Annotated in this window: 23 protein-coding genes; 17 read left to right on the plus strand and 6 right to left on the minus strand. The window is 69.0% G+C overall.

Annotated features, from left to right (window positions below; all coding sequences use genetic code 11):
• Positions 1–538: 538 nt before the first annotated feature.
• On the minus strand, positions 539–811 hold the full coding sequence (locus tag CHC08_RS25360) for a GlsB/YeaQ/YmgE family stress response membrane protein (protein ID WP_089209963.1): 273 nt from the start codon (positions 809–811) through the stop codon (positions 539–541).
• A gap of 411 nt (positions 812–1222) precedes the next feature.
• Here CHC08_RS25360 and CHC08_RS25370 point away from each other — a divergent pair, with 411 nt between their 5' ends.
• The 9 genes from CHC08_RS25370 (at position 1223) to CHC08_RS25410 (ending at position 11629) form a co-directional block, all read left to right on the plus strand.
• A complete protein-coding gene (locus CHC08_RS25370) occupies positions 1223–1564 on the plus strand; it encodes an ArsR/SmtB family transcription factor (protein WP_089209880.1) in 342 nt (113 codons plus the stop codon).
• A 3-nt stretch (positions 1565–1567) separates the two neighbouring features.
• Positions 1568–2074 carry an SRPBCC family protein gene (locus tag CHC08_RS25375; protein ID WP_089209881.1) on the plus strand — a complete coding sequence of 169 codons (507 nt, stop codon included), beginning with the start codon at positions 1568–1570 and terminating at the stop codon, positions 2072–2074.
• Positions 2074–2694, plus strand: coding sequence for a dihydrofolate reductase family protein (locus CHC08_RS25380; protein ID WP_089209882.1), 621 nt, complete (start codon positions 2074–2076; stop codon positions 2692–2694). The genes CHC08_RS25375 and CHC08_RS25380 overlap by 1 nt, the downstream gene beginning before the upstream one ends.
• A gap of 86 nt (positions 2695–2780) precedes the next feature.
• Positions 2781–2960 (plus strand): hypothetical protein, encoded by a 180-nt coding sequence (locus CHC08_RS48505; RefSeq protein ID WP_143653339.1) that lies wholly within the window; start codon positions 2781–2783, stop codon positions 2958–2960.
• A 182-nt stretch (positions 2961–3142) separates the two neighbouring features.
• Positions 3143–3463, plus strand: coding sequence for a hypothetical protein (locus tag CHC08_RS25385; protein WP_089209883.1), 321 nt, complete (start codon positions 3143–3145; stop codon positions 3461–3463).
• A 665-nt stretch (positions 3464–4128) separates the two neighbouring features.
• A complete protein-coding gene (locus CHC08_RS25390) occupies positions 4129–5046 on the plus strand; it encodes a multicopper oxidase domain-containing protein (RefSeq protein WP_218825462.1) in 918 nt (305 codons plus the stop codon).
• A 225-nt stretch (positions 5047–5271) separates the two neighbouring features.
• Positions 5272–9216: a ThuA domain-containing protein gene (locus CHC08_RS25395; protein ID WP_218825463.1), complete on the plus strand. Its 3945-nt coding sequence runs from the start codon at positions 5272–5274 to the stop codon at positions 9214–9216.
• Positions 9217–9300: 84 nt separating this feature from the next.
• Positions 9301–10935 carry an OmpL47-type beta-barrel domain-containing protein gene (locus CHC08_RS25400; protein ID WP_218825464.1) on the plus strand — a complete coding sequence of 545 codons (1635 nt, stop codon included), beginning with the start codon at positions 9301–9303 and terminating at the stop codon, positions 10933–10935.
• Positions 10936–11380: 445 nt separating this feature from the next.
• Entirely contained in the window at positions 11381–11629 is a 249-nt protein-coding gene (locus CHC08_RS25410; protein WP_089209887.1) for a hypothetical protein, read from the plus strand.
• Here CHC08_RS25410 and CHC08_RS25415 read toward each other — a convergent pair.
• On the minus strand, positions 11556–12620 hold the full coding sequence (locus CHC08_RS25415) for an aldo/keto reductase (protein ID WP_089209888.1): 1065 nt from the start codon (positions 12618–12620) through the stop codon (positions 11556–11558). The two genes, CHC08_RS25410 and CHC08_RS25415, sit on opposite strands and share 74 nt — an antisense overlap.
• Before the next feature lie 118 nt (positions 12621–12738).
• Here CHC08_RS25415 and CHC08_RS25420 point away from each other — a divergent pair, with 118 nt between their 5' ends.
• Entirely contained in the window at positions 12739–13311 is a 573-nt protein-coding gene (locus CHC08_RS25420) for a TetR/AcrR family transcriptional regulator (RefSeq protein WP_089209965.1), read from the plus strand.
• 446 nt (positions 13312–13757) lie between these two features.
• Here the strand turns inward: CHC08_RS25420 and CHC08_RS25425 are convergent, their stop codons facing one another.
• A complete protein-coding gene (locus CHC08_RS25425; protein WP_089209889.1) occupies positions 13758–14120 on the minus strand; it encodes an ester cyclase in 363 nt (120 codons plus the stop codon).
• Between the two features lie 126 nt (positions 14121–14246).
• Between CHC08_RS25425 and CHC08_RS25430 the strand changes: the two genes are divergently transcribed.
• The 5 genes from CHC08_RS25430 to CHC08_RS25445 all read left to right on the plus strand — a co-directional run bounded on the left by CHC08_RS25430 (position 14247) and on the right by CHC08_RS25445 (position 17812).
• Positions 14247–14870: a TetR/AcrR family transcriptional regulator gene (locus tag CHC08_RS25430; protein ID WP_089209890.1), complete on the plus strand. Its 624-nt coding sequence runs from the start codon at positions 14247–14249 to the stop codon at positions 14868–14870.
• A gap of 129 nt (positions 14871–14999) precedes the next feature.
• The gene (locus tag CHC08_RS25435; protein ID WP_089209891.1) at positions 15000–15716 is read left to right on the plus strand and encodes an arsenate reductase/protein-tyrosine-phosphatase family protein; all 717 of its coding nucleotides are present in this window, start codon (positions 15000–15002) and stop codon (positions 15714–15716) included.
• A gap of 133 nt (positions 15717–15849) precedes the next feature.
• The gene (locus CHC08_RS52495) at positions 15850–15972 is read left to right on the plus strand and encodes a hypothetical protein (protein WP_275937208.1); all 123 of its coding nucleotides are present in this window, start codon (positions 15850–15852) and stop codon (positions 15970–15972) included.
• A gap of 8 nt (positions 15973–15980) precedes the next feature.
• Complete coding sequence (gene chrA, locus CHC08_RS25440) at positions 15981–17336, plus strand: chromate efflux transporter (RefSeq protein WP_218825465.1); 1356 nt, start codon at positions 15981–15983, stop codon at positions 17334–17336.
• Between the two features lie 44 nt (positions 17337–17380).
• Complete coding sequence (locus tag CHC08_RS25445) at positions 17381–17812, plus strand: HIT family protein (protein ID WP_089209893.1); 432 nt, start codon at positions 17381–17383, stop codon at positions 17810–17812.
• 144 nt (positions 17813–17956) lie between these two features.
• Here the strand turns inward: CHC08_RS25445 and CHC08_RS25450 are convergent, their stop codons facing one another.
• Complete coding sequence (locus CHC08_RS25450; protein ID WP_089209894.1) at positions 17957–18619, minus strand: response regulator; 663 nt, start codon at positions 18617–18619, stop codon at positions 17957–17959.
• The gene (locus CHC08_RS25455; RefSeq protein WP_089209895.1) at positions 18616–19743 is read right to left on the minus strand and encodes a sensor histidine kinase; all 1128 of its coding nucleotides are present in this window, start codon (positions 19741–19743) and stop codon (positions 18616–18618) included. Before CHC08_RS25455 ends, CHC08_RS25450 begins: the two co-directional genes overlap by 4 nt.
• Positions 19744–19965: 222 nt before the next feature.
• Between CHC08_RS25455 and CHC08_RS25460 the strand changes: the two genes are divergently transcribed.
• Positions 19966–20388 (plus strand): DUF6223 family protein, encoded by a 423-nt coding sequence (locus tag CHC08_RS25460; RefSeq protein WP_089209896.1) that lies wholly within the window; start codon positions 19966–19968, stop codon positions 20386–20388.
• An 82-nt stretch (positions 20389–20470) separates the two neighbouring features.
• Here the strand turns inward: CHC08_RS25460 and CHC08_RS48510 are convergent, their stop codons facing one another.
• Positions 20471–20767: a hypothetical protein gene (locus tag CHC08_RS48510; RefSeq protein WP_143653341.1), complete on the minus strand. Its 297-nt coding sequence runs from the start codon at positions 20765–20767 to the stop codon at positions 20471–20473.
• A gap of 596 nt (positions 20768–21363) precedes the next feature.
• On the opposite strand from CHC08_RS48510, the gene CHC08_RS25465 reads away from it, so the two are divergent.
• Positions 21364–22281 (plus strand): NADP-dependent oxidoreductase, encoded by a 918-nt coding sequence (locus CHC08_RS25465; RefSeq protein ID WP_089209897.1) that lies wholly within the window; start codon positions 21364–21366, stop codon positions 22279–22281.
• Positions 22282–22334 lie beyond the last annotated feature (53 nt).

Below are 22334 nucleotides of genomic sequence, written 5' to 3' on the forward strand. Positions count from 1 at the left end.
GACGACGTAGCTGTCGCCCACGGCGTTGCTCTCCTCGTCCACCGAGCCGATCTTGCCGTCGGTGGCCTCAACGTCGAACCCGACCAGATCCAGTGCCTGGTCGCCGCTACGGGCCTCGGAACGGTAGTCCCACACGTTTTCGGTCATGGCCAGACTCTTTTCTTCGGCGATGGTTGGGCACCCATCGCCCTACCCGTCGCGCTCGCGGTAAACAAATGTGGCGGGCCGGAGCGCGGACGGCGGCCACCGCTGCACGGTCACCGTGAGGTCGGCGCCGAGGGGGAGGCGCTGGTTGGCGCGCTCATTTCCGGGATCCGTTCGCGCTCCCTGGACGGAGACCGGAAACGGCCGGTCGCCCGGGGTGAGGAGGCAACCGGGCTGCGCACCAGCCGGATCACCGGCGCGCCAGGCCTGGGGCACGATCAGCCGATGCGCCTTCGGCCGTGAAAAGCCGCAGGCCTCGCCCTGTCTGTCAGGGCGAGGCCGTCACGGGTACCGCATGGTCATCGCGCAGATGCCGGCAAGCTGGTGATCACTCTTATCGGACGCCGCGCCTGCCGTACAGGCTCACCGCCGCGATCACGCCGACGGCGGCGACGATGACCTGCAGGAGGAGTTCGATCCAGTCGATTCCGCCGGTGCTGGCGACGCCGAAGGCGCTGGCGATGGCGGTGCCGATGAGGGCGGCGACGATGCCGATCACGATGGTCAGCCAGATCGGGATGCCCTGGCGGCCTGGCACGACCAGCCGGCCCAGGGCTCCGATGATGGCTCCGATGACGATGGCGGTGATGATGCCGGTGACTGTCATGTCCCACACTCTCTGTTCGCTTGGCTGGCCGCCCTCTGCCCGGGCCGACCGGCACCACACATCACAAAACGATCAAGGCTAGTCGCCGGCACCGGCAGCAGCCGAAGACCCGGCCCAGGCGATGGCCGCGGTCTGGGCAATACCGTCGACGGAGCTCCGGCGGTGTCCTGCACATCGCGCAGCGCGGTGCCGGCGTCCAGGGACAGGGTGACGGAGGGGCGCCGCAGCGAGTGCGGGGTGAGCCGTTTCCAGGAGGGGATGGCCGTGGTTTTGGCGATCCGGCGAATCGGTTTGCCGATGGCCTGGCGATCTATCGGCTTGCCCCCGGGATGGGGGCCGGTGGCCACGCTGACAGGGCCCGCCTGATCCCTTTCGGCTTTACATATACCGATATCGGCATATGATTGCCCCATGGCACGAGCAGCGACGACGTCGGACGTCTTCAACGCGATCGCCGAGCCGCAGCGCCGGGAGATCCTGGTACTGCTGCGGGCGGGTGAGCGGTCGGTGACCGAGGTGGCCCAGGAGTTGGGGATGACCCAGCCGGGGGCGTCCAAACACCTGCGGGTGCTCCGGGAGGTCGGGCTGGTGTGCGACCGCAAGGCGGGCAAGCAGCGCCTGTACGGCCTTGACGCCAGCGGGCTGCGGCCCGTCCACGAGTGGACCGGCGGTTTCGAGCAGTTCTGGAACGAGAGCTTCGACCGACTGGACGCCTACGTGCAGGACCTGAAGCAGACAAGGAAAGCGGAGTAACCGATGAGCACGACAGAACAAGGAACGCCGGAGCGGTCGGCGACAGCCGACCGCGAGATCGTCATCTCCCGGATCATCGACGCCCCACGGGAGCTGGTGTTCGAGGCGTTCACCGACGTCCGGCACCTGTCGCGATGGTGGGGACCGGAGGGGTTCACCACCACCACGCGGGCGTTCGAGTTCCGCGTCGGCGGACAGTGGGACTTCGTGATGCACGGACCGGACGGGACGGACTACCAAGAGTGGATCACCTGGACCGAGCTCACTCCGCCGGAGCGGATCGCGCTGCTGCACGGTGAGTCCCGCGGCGACCCGAACGCCTTCGAGTCGGTCCTCACGTTCGCGCCCGACGGCGCGGCGACCCGGATCGAGATGCGCACGGTGTTCCCCACCAAGGAGCTGCACGACGAGGCGGTCGAGAAGTACCACGCGATCGAGGGCGGCCGGCAGACCCTGGGCAACCTGGCTGCCTACGTCACCGAGATCGTCCGGAAGGGGGCTGAGGACTGATGGCCGGAAAGGTGTTCTTCAGCGTGTCGATGTCGCTGGACGGGTTCATCGCGCCCGAGTTCTCCGAGGATTTGATGGGGCGGCAGTGGATGGAACTGCAGCAGTGGATCTTCCCGCAGCGGTTCTTCCGGGAGAACCTGAAGCTCGGCAAGGGCGGCAAGGAAGGGCGCGACAACGACATCGCGCGGGAGACGTTCGAGCGCACCGGCGCGAGCGTGATGGGCAAGCGCATGTTCGACGCCGGCGAGCAGATGTGGCCGGAGGAGGCGCCGTTCCACACGCCGGTCTTCGTCGTGACGCACGAGAAGCGTGACCCCTGGGAGCGGCCGGGCGGGACCACCTTCCACTTCGTCAACGACGGCATCGAGTCCGCCCTCGACCAGGCCCGCGAGGCCGCCGGTGATCGCGACGTCCGCATCGCGGGCGGCGGCGCGACGATCCTGGAGCACGTGAACGCCGGCCTGATCGACGAGTTCTCGATCGCGCTCTCACCCGTGCTGTTCGGCTCCGGAATCCGCCTGTTCGAGGGCGTGGACGCCGGCCGCGTGGCCCTGGAGCAGGTCCGCGCGGAGCCCTCCCCGAAGGTGGCGCATTTGACCTACGCCGTCCGGGAGCGGTAATCGTCCCGAACTCAGCGCTCTCCCGCCGAGGTCGGCTGTCCGCGGACGGCCCGGCCCGCCCTGGCGGCGACGACGGAGGGCGATACGTGCTCACCCATGGAGGCGGGGAGCCGGCCATGTACGCCGACACGGTGTCCGAACCGCTGTCCGCAGTGATCCCCGGCATCGACGAACTTCCCAGCACCGAGAACGGCGACGAAGCAGCGTTCGTGGCTCGCCACGAGGCGGCGATCGAGCCGGCCCCCCGGTGCAGACCGGGCCGGTGATCGACGCCACCGAGAACGACGGCTGGTCACCGGAGCAGGTCACCGCCAGGCCCTGACGGGGCCATACGCTCCAGGCGTCCGGACGGGGAGAGTTACGGCCTTCGTCCGGGCGTCACCACCGGGTCCGCCGCCCGCTCGCCGCGCTGCTGTTCCAGCGTCAGCGGGAGATCACCGACACCCTCGTGGAGCTGCTGAACTCCACCGTGCACCGTATCAGCGCGCGGGCGGAGAAGAAGGTGACCAAGACGTTTGTCGCCGAGTTCACCAAGGTCCGCGGTAAGTCCGGACTCCTCGGAAAGATCGCCGCCGCCTCGCTCGGCGCCCCCGACGGCTCGGTCCGCTCCGTGGTCTTCCCGGCGGCCGGCGGAGGGAAGACGCTGAAGGACCTGGTTGCGGAGATGAAGGCGACAAACGCCGAGTTCGCCCGCTCCAAGCGGGAGCACGATGGCCACTTCCGACACGACCCTCGGCACCTTTTGCATGAGATTCGACATAAGCCTTGAATCGCTGCACAACGGGATCGGAGCGGCTGGGTGCCGTGTTCGGCCCCCGCGAGTCCTCGGCGTTCCCGCGCTATCCGCCCAAAGTCCAGGGCGCATGGGTCGCAGTCGGTAATCGCGCCAGGTGGCGGGGTGCGGCGGGGGACGAGCCGATGGCCGGCACGGGCAGTGACGGACCGTCGGCAAGGGGGCCGCCGAGGGGCGGCGGCAGGACGGCGGCGGGTGGCCGAGTCGGTGCGGACATGAGCGGATTCATCATGTGGATCACCGGGAGGGGCGACGGGGGTTGTGGGGCGGTAGGCGCGGACGTGGGGGATGCGGGGAAGTTCGATCTTGGGATCACCGTAACAGCCGCATCCACCTTTGACCAGATATGAGCAGAAGTTCTGACTCTTCCAGCGATACTTCTTGACATTTCGCCGAAAATGACGCGTACTTCCATCGAATGTTGATCCCACTACCCCCCACCGCACCACCGATCACAGCGCGACCGGTCCAGGCCTAGACCAACGTCGCGCGCGAAAGCAGTGTCCCGAGCACCCGCAAGTCACCCTCACGCAAGCGTCACCGATTGGGGAACCATGACCGAGGTAGGCAGAGGCATGGCGAAAGGCCTGCTCTCCCGGCGTGCCTTCACCGCGTCCGCGGCGGCTGCCGCATTAGCGCCATTGGTCACAGCGAGTCAGACCGCGGCGTCGGCCCAGGCCGGTACGACCATGGGCGCGATCCGCCGCATCACCCTGTACGCCGAGCGGCTGGAGGACGGCCAGCTGGGCTACGGCCTGGAGCCCGGCAAGGCCACGATTCCCGGGCCGCTCATCGAGATGGTCGAGGGCGACACGCTTGAGATCGAGATGGTCAACAACCTGGGCGTGACGGCGAGCCTGCACGTCCACGGGGTGGACTACGACGTGGCCAGCGACGGTACGAGACTGAACGACAGCGTGGTCGAGCCAGGGGGCCGGCGCACCTACATCTGGCGCACCCACGCGCAGGGCAGGCGCGGGAACGGCGCCGGCATCGAGCCCGGCAGCGCGGGCTACTGGCACTACCACGACCACGTGGTGGGGACCGATCACGGCACGGGCGGCATCCGGCAGGGGCTGTACGGCCCGCTGGTGGTCCGGCGGAAGAAGGACGTCAGGCCGGACAAGACGTTCACCGTCGTCTTCAACGACATGATGATCAACAATCACCCCGCGCACCACGCGCCGGAGTTCGTCGCCAAGGTCGGCGAGCGGGTGGAGTGGATCGTGATCACCCACGGCGAGTTCTACCACACGTTCCACATCCACGGGCACCGCTGGGCCGACAACCGCACCGGCATGCTGGAGAGCCTCGAGGACCCGAGCCGGATCATCGACACCAAGATCACCGGACCTGCCGAGTCGTTCGGCTTCCAGCTGATCGCGGGCGAGCGCGTCGGCCCGGGGGCGTGGATGTACCACTGCCACGTCCAGAGCCACTCCGACATGGGGATGGCCGGCATCTTCACGGTGACGGACGCGGACGGGAACGTGCCGGGTCAACAGGGCGGCGGTCACTCGGGCGGTGATCACGAGGGTGGTGACCACGCGGGCCACTGACGGCCGCGCACGGCCGGCCCGGCCCCGGGCGCCCCCGAGACCGGATCCGGTCGCCTCATGCCGTACGAGCACGGCCCTACGCAGACGTCGACACCCCGGACCGCGGCCGACCCCCGAACTCGTCCGCAAATGGTCCCGAACCACCCTCGATCCCAAGGAGCAATGATGGGTCGAAAAGGCTATCTCCCGCCCCGACCACCCGCCTGGCGACGCGTACTGATCACAATGTCGAGTGCCGTCCTGGTGCTCGGACTGGCGACCCCGACCGCCGTGCCGGCCCAGGCACAGGCCCGGCTACAGGCACAGGCCCCCGCCCCGGCCGCCAAGAAGCCCGCCGTCAACGTGCTGGTCTTCAGCGGTCAGGCCGCGCAGCAGGACGACCCGGTGCGGGCGGCCGCGACGGCGATCAGGGAACTGAGCAAGAAGAACGGGTTCTCCGTCGAGGAGGCCCAGGATCCGGCGGTCTTCACCGCCGACAACCTGGCGCGGTTCCGCGGCGTGGTGTTCCTGTCCGCCGCCGGCGTGAACCTGGACGAATCGCAGCTCGCCGCCTTCCAGGCGTACATCAGGGGCGGCGGCGGGTTCGTCGGCATCCGCGACGCCGCCCGCGCGCAGGTGGACTCGGCCTGGTTCACCGAACTGATCGGCACCCGTCCTGTCGGCGCCCTCCCCATCGCGGAGAAGGTGACGGAGGCCGCGGCGAGCGCGGAGAACCCGCCGAACGAGACCAAGGACAAGGTTTTCGACGGGGACAACGACACCAAGTGGCTGGCCCGGACGCGGACCGGGTGGGTGCAGGGCAAGCTGGAGAAGCCCGTCGCGGTGGCGCACTACGCGCTGACGTCGGCCAACGACTCCGCCGGCCGGGACCCGAAGGACTGGACCCTCCAGGGCTCGCAGAACGGGACGACCTGGACGGATCTCGACAAGCGCAGCGGGGAGACCTTCCCCCAGCGGTCCCAGAGCAAGGAATACAAGTTCGAGAACACCACGGCGTACCAGTACTACCGGCTCAACGTCACCGCGAACGGCGGTGAGCCCCTGACCCAGCTCGCCGAGCTGCGGCTGTTCGGGCCCGACTCCGCGCCTCCCCCCGCGGCGAAGGAGCAGAAGGCCGTCGTGGACATCCTCGACCGCCGGCATCCGGCGAACGAGGGACTTCCGCTCACCCTGTCGCGGACCGACAAGTGGCTGAGCTGGAACCCCAATCCGGTGGGCAAGGTCCACACGATCGCGCAGGTCGAGGAGTGGACCTACAACCCGAGCATGAACGGCAACGGCCCGTTCCATCCGGTCTCCTGGTGTCGTGACTACGACGGCGGCCGGTCCTTCTACACCGGCATGGGCGGCACCGCGGCGAGCTACACCAGCGACAAGCAGTTCCGCACGCACCTCGCCGGCGCCATCCGGTGGGCGACCGGCATCGTCCGGGGCGACTGCCAGGCGACCATCGCGGCCAACTACACCACGGAACGGCTGACCGCGCCGAACGCGCAGGGCCAGCTCGACCAGATCGGCGAGCCGCACGGCCTGACCATCGCGCCGAACGGCAAGGTGTTCTACATCGGCAAGGCGGCATGTGCCACCGGCCCGATCCCCGCCTGGACCGACCCGAAGGTGGGCCTCGGCTGCGGCACCATCCACCAGTGGGACCCGAGGACCAAGCAGGTCAAGCTGCTGACCACGCTGCCCGTCATGGGCAACCGCGGCAGCGGCGACGAGCTGGTCAAGAACGAGGAGGGCCTGGTCGGCATCACCCTCGACCCGGACTTCGCGGAGAACGGCTGGATCTACGCGTACTGGATGCCGCACGCGTCGATCGACCGGGACAGGCGCATCGGCAAGCGGACGGTCTCCCGGTTCGACTACGACTCACGGACCCAGACGATCGACCAGAGCAGCCGCAAGGACCTCCTGCAGTGGGACACCCAGATCCACAGCTGCTGCCACGCGGGCGGAGGCATGACCTTCGACGAGGACGGCAACCTCTACGTCGGCACCGGTGACAGCAACTCCTCCGGCGGATCCGGCGGTTACTCCGGGAACAACTGGACCCAGGACTACAAGGGCACCTCGTTCCAGGACGCCCGCCGTACCGCCGGCAACACCAACGACCTCAACGGCAAGATCCTCCGCATCCACCCGGAGCCCGACGGCACCTACACGATCCCCGAGGACAACCTGTTCACCGGTGAGGAAGAGGGCGGAGGCAAGACCCGCGCGGAGATCTGGGTGATGGGCGTCCGCAACATCGCGCGGCTGCAGTGGGACAAGGAGAACGACTGGATCACGGCCGGCTGGGTCGGTCCGGACGCCGGCGGCCCGAGCGAGACGTGGGGACCGGCGAAGTACGAGACCGTGACGGTTCTCACCTCCGCCGGCAACCAGGGCTGGCCGTACTGCATGGGCAACAAGCAGCCCTACCGCGACCGCAGCAACGGCAACGCCACCCAGCCCGCCGAGTGGTACGACTGCGACAACCTGAAGAACACCTCGCCGCGCAACACCGGCCTCGTCGACATCCCGCCGGCGCGCGACAACATGATCTGGTACTCGCCGCAGGGCGGCGGCCCGGTCTACCCGAAGCGGCAGGACGGCAGCGGTCTCCCCACGTACAAGCAGGGCGAGGAGACCCTCACCATGCCCTACCTCAAGGGCGGCGGCCAGGCGGTCATGTCGGGCCCGACCTACCACCGCTCCCAGACCGACACCGACAGCGGGGTCGCGTGGCCGGAGTACTGGGACGACAAGTGGCTCATCGGTGACCAGTCCAACGGCAACAACCGCATCGCCGTGACCGTGAACCCGGAGACCGCCCGGGACGCGGGCCGACCGGCGTTCGCCGAGGACCTGCGGAACATCATCCCGGGCGGCAACGGCGCCAACCAGCTCCAGTCGTGGATGGACGCGAAGTTCGGCCCCGACGGCGCGCTCTACATGCTCGACTACGGCAGCGGCTTCTTCAGCCTGCACGCGAACCAGAAACTGGTCCGCGTCACCTACAAGGGCGGCCCGGCGACGCCGAACCCGGACGCCGCCGTGGCGCGTCCCGCCCGGCAGAACGCCGAGCCCAAGACGATGACGTTCTCCAGCGCCAAGGCCGGAGGCGTGGCGTGGGAGTGGAACTTCGGCGACGGCAGCGCGCCGTCGAACGAGGCCGCCCCGACGCACACCTACGCCGGCTTCGGCACCTACGAGGCGACGCTGAAGGTCACCTACGCCGACGGCGAGCAGGCCACCGGGAAGATCGCTGTCACGGTCGGCTGCGCCGCGCCCGACGCCCGGCCGACGGTGCAGCTGCTCGACGCCCTCACCGGCGTGCGCAACAAGGCGGCCGGCGGCGGCTGCACGATCAACGACCTGATCGACGACGAGCGCGACTGGAAGAACCGCAACCAGTTTGTCCAGTACCTCGACACCGTCGTGAAGCAGCTCCTCAAGGACGGTGTCATCACCGCCCAGGAGGCGGAGGCGCTGCGCACCGCCGGTGCCAAGTCGGAGGTCGGGAGGGTGAACGGGTACCAGCCCATCTTCGACGGCACGGCGTCGTCGCTGCTGGGCTGGAGCCAGGCCCCGTCCGGGCGGTTCACCCTCCAGGCGGACGGCACGATCCGCAGCTCGGGCGGTCTGGGCATGCTGTGGTACTCCGACAAGGCGTACGCGGACTTCTCGGTCCGGCTGCAGTTCCGTGACAGCGCGCCCGACCCGTATCGCGCCAACACCGGCGTCTTCGTCCGGTTCCCGGACCCGAGGACCCCGCTGGAGCAGCGTCCCGCCGGAAGCTGCGGCACGGTCGGCGCGGCGCGCACGTCACCCGCTTGGGTCGCGATCTTCTGTGGCCACGAGATCCAGATCTACGACGGCGACACGGGCGAGCCGCAGAAGACGGGCTCCGTCTACAACTTCTCGCCCAACGGCCTGAACCGGGCCGGGGTGACCCCGAAGGGCCAGTGGAACGACTACGAGGTCCGGGTGGTCGGCCAGCACTACACGATCATCCGCAACGGCACGGTGATCAGCGAGTTCGACAACACGCCGGGCAAGGCGTCGTCCCGCGCCGGTGACCCGCCCACGGACCTGCGCCAGTTCATCAGCGGGTTCATCGGGCTGCAGAACCACAGCAACAACGACGTGACCGACTTCCGCAACATCCGCGTGCGCGAACTCTAGGACGGTACACCGGCCGGGTGCCGGGCCGGGGGAGCGTTCCCCGTGCCCGGCACTCCACCCCAGCTCGGAAAGGTTCATCGACACATGCATGTCGAATCTCTCCCCTCCCTCGTGATCAAAGCCTTACGGCGGGCGTCCGGAGCGGTGACGGCGCCGCGCCTCGCCATGGTGCTGCTCGCCGTGGCGCTTCCCGCCCTCTTCCTGTCGTCGGTCCAGGCCGCCGCACAGCCCCGTACGCAGCTCACCGCCGCGCAGGCGGCGGACCAGGTGCTCACCTGGAACGCCGACAACAGCATGACCGCGTACAAGTCGACGCCGGAATCGGCGACGGCGGGTCCCGCCACCATCGTCTTCGAGAACAGCGCGGCCACCGGCAACACCACCGGCATGACGCACACGCTGACGTTCGACACCTCCACCCCCGGCTACAACCACGACGTCAGCCTCAACATCATCGCCAGCCCCTTCGACGCCGACGGCGGCCGGCACGTCGCCCAGGTGAACCTCACCCCCGGCAAGTACCGCTACCAGTGCGTGATCCCCGGTCACGGCCAGATGATCGGCGAACTCGTCGTCACCGAAGGCGGGGGCGAGGACACGACCGCACCGCAGGTCTCCGCGCAGGTGGCGGGCGACCAGAACGCGGCCGGCGACTACGTGGGCGCGGCGACGGTCACGGTCTCGGCGAGCGACACCGAGTCCGGGGTGGACACCGTGGAGTACGCGCTCGACGGCGGGGAGTTCGCGGCCTACTCGGCCCCGGTCTCGGTCAACCAGGTGGGGGCGCACACGGTGACCTTCCGGGCCACCGACAAGGCGGGCAACACCTCGCCGGTGGGCTCGGTGGCGTTCACGGTGGTGGCTCCGCAGGGGGAGGACACCACTCCGCCCCAGGTCACCGGGGAGGTAACCGGTGACCAGGACGCGGACGGCGACTACGTGGGCGCGGCGACGGTGACGGTCACGGCGAGCGACACCGGCTCCGGGGTCGACACCGTGGAGTACTCGCTCGACGGCCAGCCGTTCGCGGCGTACACGCAGCCGCTGTCGGTCAACCAGCCCGGCGCGCACACCCTGTCGTACCGGGCCACCGACAAGGCGGGCAACACCTCGCCCGTGGGCTCGGTGGAGTTCACGGTGGCGGCCTCGCAGGAGGAGGACACCACCCCCCCGCAGGTCTCGGCGCAGCTGTCGGGCGAGCAGGACTCGGCGGGCAACTACGTCGGCTCGGCGACCGTGATGATCTCGGTGAACGACACCGAGTCGGGGGTCGCCACGGCGGAGTACTCGCTCGACGGCGGGCCCTACACCGAGTACCCGTCCCCCGTGTCGGTCAACAAGGCGGGCGCGCACACCCTGTCGTACCGGGCCACCGACAAGGCCGGGAACACCTCGCCGGTGGCGACGCTGAGGTTCACCGTGGTGGCTCCGGAGGACGACACCACGCTGCCGCAGGTGTCGGCCGCGATCACCGGCACCCAGGACTGGGCCTGGAACTACGTCGGCTCGGCGACGGTGAAGCTGACGGCGAGCGACGTCGGCTCCGGGCTGGACACCGTGGAGTACTCGCTCGACGGCCAGCCGTTCGCGGCGTACACGAAGCCGCTGTCGGTCAACCAGCCCGGCGCGCACACCCTGTCGTACCGGGCCACCGACAAGGCCGGGAACATGTCGGTGGGCACGGCCAAGTTCATGATCGTGGAAGCCGGCGGCGAGTAACGCCCGCCGCCGGGCAGGGGTGACGGCCGCCCCGAGAGGCGAGTTCGTCAGCCGGTGAACGGCCTCCGTCCAAGGACGGGGGCCGCTCACGCGTCAGGCCGCCCAGAACGGCTTCGGTACTGGTGGGGTCGCCGGTGGGTTCCGAACCGCTCTTCACAACACGTCGCGGCCCACTCGTAGAGGGGATCGGTGACGAAGTGGCAGAACGCGCGTACCGCCTCGGAGCAGGAGCGGATGGTCGAGCGCTGCTGCACACCCTGGGCATCTTCCCCGAAGCTGCCCCGCCCACCGTCCGCTTCTTCGCCGGCAGGGCCAAGGGGCAGAGCAGCATCGAGCAGATGATCGACCAATACCACATCGCCTGTCGGCCGATGCGGGACCTCCTGGTCGACTACCTGCGCGAGCGTCGGCTCTCGCTCGGCTGCGCCTCCATGCGGGCTCTCGCTTGGGCAAGCTGTTCTGGAAAGACCTGGAGACCCACCATCCAGGCATCGACTCGCTGCGGCTGGCACCCGACGTCGCGGCCGCCTGGAAACAGCGGATCACGATGAAGAAGACCCGCAGCACGACGCCCACCGGCGAGGTCATCGAGGTCGAGAGGCCGCGGGCGGACCGCGGCCTCAACCACCTGGCCATCGTCCGCGCCTTCTACCTGGACCTCGCCGAATGGGCCATTGGGTGTTCATGCCGTTGACGACTGTGACGCTGGAGGACCGGGAGATTTCGTCGAGGTGGTTGGTGGCTTCGGGTGGCAGGTCGACGGCGAGTCCGGTGAGGTTGCCGTGGAGTTGGTCGAGGGTGCGGGGTCCGATGACGACGGAGGTGACGCCCGGCCTCTGCGACACCCACGCCAGGGCCACGGCCGTTGGGGTGGTGTCGAGTTCGGTGGCGGTCTTGACGACGTGGTCGGCGATGTCGAGGTTCGGTTCGTTGAGCAGGCCGTCGGCCCAGGCGCGGGCCATGGGCAGCGAAGAAGCCTTCAGCCGACCCATTCGGGTGTCGGCCTCGGGGGCGGCGCCTCGGCGGTAGCGGCCGGTCAACACTCCGCCACCAAGCGGAGACCAGACCAGCGTGCCCAGGCCGTGCCGCCGGCAGGTCGGCAGGATCTCCGCTTCGATGCTGCGGGCCAGCAACGAGTATTGCGGCTGGAGGCTGATGAATGGTGTGGCGTTGGTGCGCTGCGCCGCCCATTGAGACTCCACGATCTGGGTTGCGGTGAAGTTCGAGCAGCCGAGGTAACGGACCTTGCCGGAGCGCACGAAGCCGTCCAGGGTCGCCATGGTCTCGTCGATGGGGGTGGAGTCGTCCCATTGGTGGCACTGGTAGAGGTCGATGTAGTCGGTGCCGAGCCGGCGCAGGCTGGCTTCCAGCGCCCTGGTCAGGTGGGCCCTCGATAGTCCTCTGTCGTTGGGGCCTGGTCCCTGTGGGAGGAACGCCTTGGTGGCCAGCACGACCGAGTCGCGTTTGCCCTTGATGGCCCGGCCGACGATCTGTTCGGACTGGCCGCCGGTGTAGCCGTCGGCGGTGTCGATGATGTTGCCGCCGACGTTCAGGAAGGCGTCGACGATACGGGTCGCCTCGGTTTCGTCGCAGCTGGCCGCACCGCCGGAAGTGCCGAAGTTCATGGTCCCCAGGCATGCTCGGGAGACTGTGAGGCCCGAGCGGCCGAGCGTGGTGTACTGCATCGTGGTGTCCTTCGTTGGTGGGGTGGCCGGATCGACCGGCTAGGATCGGAACAAGCGTTCCGGTTCAAGGAACATACGGAACCTCTGTTCCGGTTGTCAATGTGTGAGGAGGAGGACGATGCTCGGCGAAGCCAGACCGTTGCGCGCCGACGCGCAACGCAACCGGGCGCGGGTTCTGGAGGCGGCCGAGGTCATCCTGGCCCGTGACGGCCTATCCGCGTCGATGCGGACCATCGCCCAACACGCCGGAGTGGGACTGGGCACGATCTACCGACATTTCCCCACCCAGGAGGCCCTCTACCAGGCCGTAATCATCGACCGCACGCAGCGGCTCATCGCCGAGGCAGAGGCGTTGTCGGCCGCAGATGATCCGGGGGCAGCGTTCTTCGAGTACTTCACCCGCATCGTGGTGAACGCGACACAAAAGAAGACCTTGGCCGACGTGCTGGCCGAGGCCGACATCGACCCCAAAGCCGGCATGGCAGACATCAGTCGAGACATGAGAAACGCCGTCAATAAGCTACTGGTCCGTGCCCAAAAGGTTGGCGCGGTCCGACAGGACCTGCACATGCCAGAGCTACTGGCCCTGCTGGCGGCCACCTGCATGGCCGCGGAACGCAACCAGTGGAGCCATGAGTTACGCGCCCGAACGCTGGCCATCCTTTTCGACGGGCTGCGCCCGCACCACTGAACGTCGTGCTCCTCGGATTCGCTCAGCGAGGCCAATGACCAGGCTCATTTGATCCACGGGTATTGACGATTGCTCAATCCGCTCGCCGGTCAATCACATCGATCCATAGCCTGGCCTGCATGAGCGAGGAAAATGATCTCGTCCGACGCGGCTACAACGCACTGTCGTACGGCTATCGCAGTGACGACGCCGGCGGCAGGCGAGTATGCCCCCTGGCTTGAGGCTCTCCAATCCTGCCTGCCCACCCGGGCATCCGTTCTCGATCTCGGCTGCGGCTGCGGTATCCCCGTCGCGCGTTCACTCACCGCAGCCGGGCATGAGGTGACGGGAGTCGACATTTGCGCTTGTTACGGCGCGGAGGTCCTCGGTGTGGTCACCGCGGAATCGTCCTGGGGAAACCGGCGCGGTGGGCTGATCTGCCGGCGACCTTGTGAGGCAGCGGGGACTCAGCGACGTGGGTCCGGGCCCTCGGTGATGCCCCAGGTCTCCGCGAGCCGGCCGTTGTCGATGCGGAAGATCTCGATGAGCATGGGCCGGATGTCGCTGCCCTGGGCTGCCATCCCCTCGACGGACGAGCGTACGGCGACCTTGTCGCCGTCGATCAGGATGTCGTCGGCGAGAACGCGCATGGCCGGGAACTGGGCGACGACCTGGCGCCAGGCCTCCTTGCCCGCTTCGAACCCGGTGGCACCGAGCGGGTGGTTGAGGAAGTCGGGGGTGAACAGGTCGGCGGCCTGGTCGAACTGCCGGGTGTTGAAGCATTCCTGCATTCGCAGTACCAAGGCGCTGGCTTCCTCGCGTGTGGTCATCGGAGTGACCTCCTCGTATTCGGTCGGGCCTGGTCATGGTGAGACGACGCGCTCATATAAGCGGGGCGTCGCCCCGCTTATATGAAGCAGCATACGGGGCGTCGCCCCGGTTAAGCTAGGGGTGAGATGTCCAGCCGAACGCCTAAACACCCTTCAGCCGAGCCACCGACGGCTCCCGGAAACGACCGGGAGCTACGGGCCGACGCGCGCCGCAATCGTGAGCAGGTCCTGCGGACCGCGCAGCACCTGTTCGCCTCACAAGGCCTCGGTATCTCGCTCGACGAGATCGCCCGCCGCGCGGGTGTTGGTCCCGGCACCGTCCACCGGCACTTCCCCACCAAGGAAGCGCTGTACCTCGCCGTCTCGATCGACCAGATCAGACAGCTGGTAACGGAGGGAGAGGCGCTCGCCGGCACCGACGATCCGGCCGCCCTGTTCACGTTGCTGTCTCGGATGATGGCCTCGGGCGCGGAGAACGCAGCGGTGAAGAGCGCACTCACGGCTGCGGAGTTCGACCTGCGCGACGCCGCTCCGGACGCCGCAGCAGACCTCACGCACCAGGTCGCACGCCTGCTCGATCGCGCCCATCGCGCCGGCGTCGTACGCCACGACGTCACCGTCGACGAGGTGATGGCAATCGTCGCCGGCGCCTTCGCCGCGATCCGCCACGCCGACGCGGACGCCAGCCGCGAACGCTCCGCACACCTCGCCCGGATCATCCTCGACGGGCTACTACCCCAGCCCCGATAGCAAGGCCCCGAGACATCCAGTCGCCAGGTAGACCATCAGCAGGCCGAGCCGGGGCGGCGTGTTCGGCATCGGCGGGGTCGCCGTGCCGGGGCGTTGACGCATGAGAATATGTCAGCCACCATTGACTCAATGGATGTTGAGACGAATGAACGGTTGAGGCGGGTCGCCCTGCATCACGCGCTGGCCGATCCCGCCCGGCTGGCGATCGTCGACGCCCTGCTGATCGGCGATCTGTCGCCCGGAGAGCTGGGCGGCTTCCTCGACCTGCCGTCCAATCTGCTGGCCCACCATCTGCGGGCGTTGCAGAACGTGGGTCTCATCGCCCGCAGTCGCTCGCACGCCGATCGCCGCCGCGCTTACGTGCGGCTGATTCCCGCGGCCCTGGACGCCTTGAGGATCGCCAGAACCGTCACGGCGCCCCGGGTGTTGTTCGTGTGCACCCGCAACGCCGCCCGCTCTCCGCTGGCCGCCGCGCTGTGGGCGGCACGCAGCCAGATCCCGGTCACCTCCGCGGGAACCCATCCCGGCCCCCGCCTCAATCCGCGGGCGATCCGCATCGCCGGCCGTCACGGGCTGAGCCTGGACCCTCGGGGCACCGCCCACATCCGCGACGTGCTCAGCCCCGGCGACCTGGTCGTCGCGGTCTGCGACACCGCCTATGAGAAACTCGGCCCCGCCTCCCAGCACGTGCACTGGTCGGTCCCCGACCCCGGCCCCGTCGACACCGACGAGATCTTCGAAGACGTCCTGGCCCAGCTCACCGAGCGCGTCGACCGGCTGGCCGCCCTAGCGGGCGTCCCCGACGCGCGACCCGAGCCCGCCACCGGCCGCCCCCGCCCGCGGTGACCCCTATCGCGCCCTTCATGCGGCGATCTCCACGTGGCGATCGCCGCCACGCTGTGCGCCCATGGGCCAGCTCATCAGCAGGTCGCTGGCACCGGCCGTGCCACCTTCGCCTGTCACAGATAAGGATTCATGCGTGATGGACCCGATTTCCAAGCGGCACCTGCAGGTCTGCTGCGGTCAAATCACCGTCCAGCCCGGCGTGGGCGGCAGCGGCCTCATCTTCGGCCCGGCGATCGTCCTGCCCGCCGGATGCTGAAGCCATCCGTGCCGGTTGCGCAGCGCCTTGGCCGCTGGCTTCGGCGTCGCGCCGATGTGGCCGGACGATCCGGCGGACACCACGATCGAGCCGACCCCACCCGCGCCACGGTCGTCGGCCAGGGCGAGCTCACCACCAAGCCCGCCGCCGACTCCGCCACCGCACCGATCGCCTCCGAGCGGGTGAGCCTGGCCGTCATCGCGCAGCAGTGGGGCCGCATCGGGTGCATCGGGTTCGGCGGCCCGCCCACCCACATCGCGCTGCTGCGCCGGTTGTGCGTGCAGCAGCGGCGGTGGCTGTCGGCTGCCGACTTCGAAGACGGCATCGCCGCGACGAACCTGCTGCCGGGGCCGGCCTCCACCCAGCTGGCCATCTGGTGCGCCTGGCGGCTACGCGGCGCGCCCGGCGCGCTGATCGGCGGACTGTGCTTCATCGTGCCCGGCTTGATCGTCATTCTCGCCCTGGCCGCCCTATTCCTGTCCGGCCGCCCGCCGCTGTGGGCGGCCGGCGCCGCCGCCGGAGCGGGCGCCGCCGTACCCGCGGTGGCAGCCCACGCAGCGGCCGGCCTGATCCCGGCCAGCTGGAAACGGGCCGGCGCCGGACGCGGAGCGCGGTTGCGCTGGCTCGCCTACCTGCTGGCGGGCGGGCTCGCCGCCGCGCTGACCGGCCCCTGGCTGGTACTCGTCCTCATCGGCTGCGGCTTCATCGAGATCGCCGCCCGCACCCGGCCCACCACCGCCTCACCGCACCTGTCGGCGATGTCGTCCCTGCCACTGCTGTCCCTGCTACCGGCGCTGCCGGCACTGGCCGCTCCGGCCGCGGCGACCGGTGGACTGCTCGCGGTGGCCTGGGTGGCGGCCAAGGTCGGCGCCCTGTCCTACGGCGGCGGATTTGTGATCATCCCGCTGATGCAGCACGACGCCGTGCACACCTACCACTGGATGAGCAACGCCCAGTTCCTGGACGCCGTGGCGCTCGGGCAGATCACCCCAGGTCCGGTGGTACAGACCGTCGCGGTCGTCGGCTACGCCGCGGCCGGACTCGGCGGCGGCCTGCTGGCCGCTGCGCTCGCCTTTACCCCGTCGTTCGCCTTCGTACTGATCGGCGGCCGCCACTTCGACCGGCTCCGAGAGGCCCCCCGCATCCAGGCCTTCCTCACCGGCGCCGGCGCCGCGGCGATCGGCGCGATCGCCGGCTCCACGCTCCCGCTCGCGCTGGCCCTGAGCCACCTGTGGCAGGCCGGGATCCTGGCCGCGTCCGCCCTATGGCTGCTGGCATTGCGTCGCGGCGTGGTCACCGCGCTGATCGGCGCCGGCGCGCTCGGCGCCGCGGCCGCGCTGATCGGCGCCCCGATCGCCACCTGAGCCTCGCACCGCCCCCGCCGAACACCCACCGACAAGGACCCTCCATGACAGCTAACAGCGACTGCCCCTACTGCCCGCCAGAGGGCGGCGATCAAGAACCGATCGACGGATGGATCCACCGTGACGAGCACTGGCTCGTCGCGCAGGGCCCGGCCGAGACCACCATGCCCGGCGCCCTGAAAATCACCTCACGGCGGCACTTCATCGACTTCGCCGAGATGACACCGCCGGAGGCGGCCTCCTTCGGACCCCTGCTCACCCGGCTGGATGCCGCGCTACGGCAGGCCACCGACGCCGAACGCGTCCACCTGGTCTCCACCCGCGACCGCGTCCAGCACTTCCACGCCTGGCTGTATCCACGCCCAGCCTCCCACCCCCTACGCGGAACCGACTTCCTGGCCGCCCCCCAGCACAGCGACCCCGCCGACGCCGAGCGCGCCGCCCACGCCATCCGCCGCCACCTCACGGCCCAGTAATCGTCGGGTAGCCGTGGCGCAGCGATACGCTCCGGCTACCCGACGAGCGGAGGGCCGAATCAGGTGACCTGCCGCAGCCGCACAGGCCAGATACCCCAGGATTCCGACAACCCCAGGGGCTCACTCACACCCGGACCGTGGATGTCAGGAGTTGCGCGGGGCTACCAGGCCGGATTCGTAGGCGAGGACCACAAGCTGAGCGCGGTCACGGGCATGGAGCTTGGCCATGGCCCGATTGACATGGGTTTTCGCGGTCAGTGAGCTGATCACCATGCGGTCGGCGATCTGGTCGTTGGACAGGCCCTGAGCGACCAGGGCGACAGCCTCGCGCTCACGGTTGGTCAGCTCTTTCAGCCCCACCCCGGCGCCGATGTGTACCGGCTGGGTGACGTACCGGTCGATCAGCTTGCGGGTGATCGACGGGGCGAGCAGCGCGTCACCGCGCGCGGCGACGCGTACGGCGTGCAGGAAGTCATCCGGCACGATGTCTTTGACCAGGAATCCGGCTGCGCCGGCGCGCAGCGCGTTGAAGACGTGTTCGTCAAGGCCGTAGTTGGTCAGGATGACGACGTGCACTCCGGCCAGAGCCGGGTCCGCGGCGATGTGCCGAGTCGCCTCGATGCCGTCCATGACCGGCATCTGGATGTCGATGAGCGCGACGTCGGGTAAATGTTCCCTGGCCAGCGCCAATCCCTCTTTCCCATCGGCGGCCTCGGCCACCACCTCGATGTCGTCTTCCAGGTCCAGGAGCGCGCGAAATCCGCTGCGCAGGAGCGGCTGGTCGTCGACCAGCAGGACACGGATCATGACGTTCGCTCCACAGGGAGTTCAGCGTGGACGGTGAAGCCACCCTCCTCGCGTGGTTCCGCGCGCAGCCGACCGCCGAGGGCGGTGACGCGTTCGCGCATCCCGAGCAACCCGACGCCGGGCACCGTGGCAATGTCCGGTGTGGCCCTGCCGTCGTCGTCGATACGTATCGCGAGGACCTCGGGACGATAGTCGATCCGGACCGACGCCGTCGCGGCGGAGGCGTGACGGGCGATGTTGGTCAGCGACTCCTGAACGATCCGGTAGACGGTCCGATCCACCGCGGCCGGCACGTCATGTCGTTGTCCCTCGATCGTCAGCGTCGCGTCCAGGCCGGTCGTCCGAGCCCGTTTCACCAGTTCCGCAACATGGTCGAGCCCCCGCGGCGGGCTCGTGTCGTCGTCGCGCAGCGCCTCCAGGGTCGCGCGCAGCTCCCGGGTCGCCTCACGTCCGGCCTCCTGGATCGCCAGCAGGGCCTGCGGCACCGGTTCACCCCGCCTGCGGGCCACGTGGACGGCGACTTCGGCCTGCACCTTGATGACGGAGATCTGGTGGGTCAGCGAATCATGCAACTCCCGTGCGATGTGCAGCCGCTCCTCGGCGGCGCGGTGCCGCGCGGTCTCCTCCCGGGTGCGCTCGGCTTCGTCGGCCCGCCGTTCGGCCTGCCGCAGCGCTTCACCCGCGGCGCCGGCCGCGATCAGCCAGGCCAGCTCAAGGGCGCCTCGGGCCTGCGCGAACGCCTCACCCGTGTCGTGCAGACCCGCGGCCAGGGCGGCGAGCGGGAGAGCTGCCAGCATGATCACGCTCGCCGCCACCGTGCTGGTGCGGTGTCCCGCCCGCACGGCCGCGTACACCGCGAACAGGAAGGCGACGGCAGGCACGTCGAAACCGGCCGCCTGGTAACCCGCCGCGCACAGCCCGGTGACGGCCAGCACGGGAACCGGAGCCCGGCGACGCGCGACCAGCACCAGGCCGCCGGCCGCCAGCAGCGCATAGCCGAACAGGTCGAGGTAGGTGGCGGAGTGCTGCCCGGACAGCCCCGTGACCAGCAGCGTCGCCGCCACGCCGAGGGCGATCGCCCAGTCTGTTACACCGGCCCGAACACCGAACCGTCCTGTGCTCATGCGCGCACCCTAGCCGGATGTTCACGCGGGCGAATCCTGCGCACGGATTACCGGCCGGCTACTGCACACGCGGTACCTTCGCGATTCCTGCGGCTCCCGCGGCAGCCGGCTGCGGCATCGGCGGCAGCGCGAAGTGCCTGCCTGCGCTGGACGACCGGCGGCGGGTCCGGCGGACATTATCAGGCAACGTCCCCGTCGCAGGAAGAGAAAAGGAGCACTCCCATGTCAGTCCGATCTGTGCTTGCCGTGGCCTCAGCCGCCCTGATCGCAGGTTTCGCGCTTGCCGCACCGGCGGCCGCGCACGTCTTGGTCCAGCCGCCCCCAGCCAGTGTCTACGCCATGACCGCCGGGCGTCTGTGGTCCTTGGTGGCCGCACTGCTGGGGCTGGTCGGCGTGGTCATCGGTGGGCTGGCTCTGGCCCGCTCCGCCGGTCGTATCGGCACCGGCACCGGCAGAAGAGGCGCCATCACAGCCCTGGTGGTGGGGCTGGCCGGCGCGGTCGTCGGCGGACTGGTTGTGGCCGCCGCTGACGGTGGTCCCGGCACCGGCTACGGAATCGTCGGGGGCTACATAGCCCTGGTGGTTGGGCTGATCGCCATGGTCCTCGGCGGGCTGGTGCTGGCCCGCTCCCGCCGCACCGGCTGACCGCAGAAAATACGAGCGCGCTATTTTCAGGATCACCGCGTGGCTCTCGACGTCCCGCGCAGGGGAACCATGAATTACCGAATCACAACGGTTCACCTGGAGCCTTCGAAGTGAGCACGAACGATCCCGATACGGGGCGGATGTGCGCTCGCTCGGGCTGCGTCAACCGGCTGCCGTCCCCGGCCGCAGCGGTCGCCCGGACGCACGCGTCCGGCACCGGAGTCGGGCGAATGGCCTGCAGCAGGACGTACCGGTCGTTCGGCGGGCACTCGCGGTACGGCTGGAAACGGGCGGCGGCCGGCGGCCGGAGCCGGCTCAGCGGCACGATCGAGGTCCGGCCCACCGATGCGGGCGGCGGGCCCGCGCCGATGCGCCTCACGGGTCGCGACCCTCAGCAACGTCTCGTGCAGGCGGGCCGGCGCCGTGTCTCGTTTGTTTCCGGAGCGGTGGAGCGCGGTCAGCCACGATGAGGAATCCATGTCCATCCCGGTAGAAGTCCAATCCGGTGAGTGTGCCGTCTGTTGTGGGCGTTCCAGCATCGCCGCAGTCTGCTCTGCGGCCGATGGCTCCTGCGTGCTCCCGTTCTCGAGTTGCGGTGGGTGGTTGGCCCGATGAGGTCGGTCGAGCCGTTGACCGTGACGAAACAGGACTATTACGTCCACAATAGGATGTCGTTGCATTGCTCGGCAAACGTCTGCGCTTGATGCTGAGAGTCCGGGAACTGTGACAGTCTCCGGACATGGCAGGTCAGGGTGGGCGTCCGTCGGCCTGTGCTCGTCGGTGCGGACGATCGCTCGCCGTCTTCCTCTGGCGTCTCCAGAAACATATTTGGACTTTTACGTCCTTTTTCGATAGGAAGGTAGTAGCGGTCTCGACGGCCGATCCAAGATCACAGCAGCCGGCGCTGTCCAGATCGACCGGCTGCGTCCTATGGCCCCGGGCATTGGATGACGAACGACGGAGGAGACAATTCCCATGAAAGCCATCGTGGTGACGGACCAGGCCGCGGGAACGGCCGGGATGACGCTGGTGGGGCGGCCCGAGCCGCAGGCAGCGCTGAACGACGTCGTCGTTCAGGTTCATGCGTCGGGATTCGTCCCGACTGAGATGGAGTGGCCCTCGACCTGGACCGATCGCCTCGACCGTGACCGAACACCGTCGATCCCTGGGCACGAGCTGGCCGGAGTGGTCACCGCTCTCGGCTATGGCACGACGGGACTGTCTGTGGGACAGCGGGTGTTCGGCCTCACGGACTGGACTCGCGACGGCACCCTGGCGGAGTACGCGGCCGTCGAGGCACGCAACCTGGCGCCGCTGCCCGGCGACGTCGACTTCACGGTGGGCGCGAGCCTGCCGATCTCGGGCCTGACCGCGTGGCAGGGACTGTTCGAGCACGGCCGCCTTCAGGCGGGGCAGAGCGTCCTCGTGCACGGCGCGGTGGGCGCGGTCGGGTCGATGGTGACGCAACTCGCACGAGAGGCCGGCGCCTACGTCATCGGCACCGGACGCGCCGCCGACCGTCAGACGGTGCTCGACTTCGGCGGGCGGGAGTTCGTCGACCTTGAGAACGACGCGCTGGAAGACGTCGGCGACGTCGATCTGGTTTTCGATGTCATCGGCGGCGACATCGGGAAGCGGTCCGCAGGCCTGATTCGAGCCGGAGGAACACTGGTGTCCATCGTCGGGCCGCCCGAGGCGCGGCCCACCGACGGCCTGGTGGTCGACTTTGTTGTCGAGTTCGATCGTGCCCAACTGAGTGAGATCGTCCAGCGGGTGCGGGACGGACGACTGCGGACGAACATCGGCAACGTCTCGACCCTCGACGATGCCGTCGCCGCCCTCAACCCGACCGAGCGGCGCAAGGGGAAGACGATCATCCGCGTTCGTCCATAAGGACGCGGAGGCCACGCCCGTTGCCTAAAGCCCATCTTTTGGCTCCCCGACAG

This window comes from Streptosporangium subroseum, from assembly GCF_900188345.1.
Taxonomy (GTDB): Bacteria; Actinomycetota; Actinomycetes; order Streptosporangiales; family Streptosporangiaceae; genus Streptosporangium; species Streptosporangium subroseum.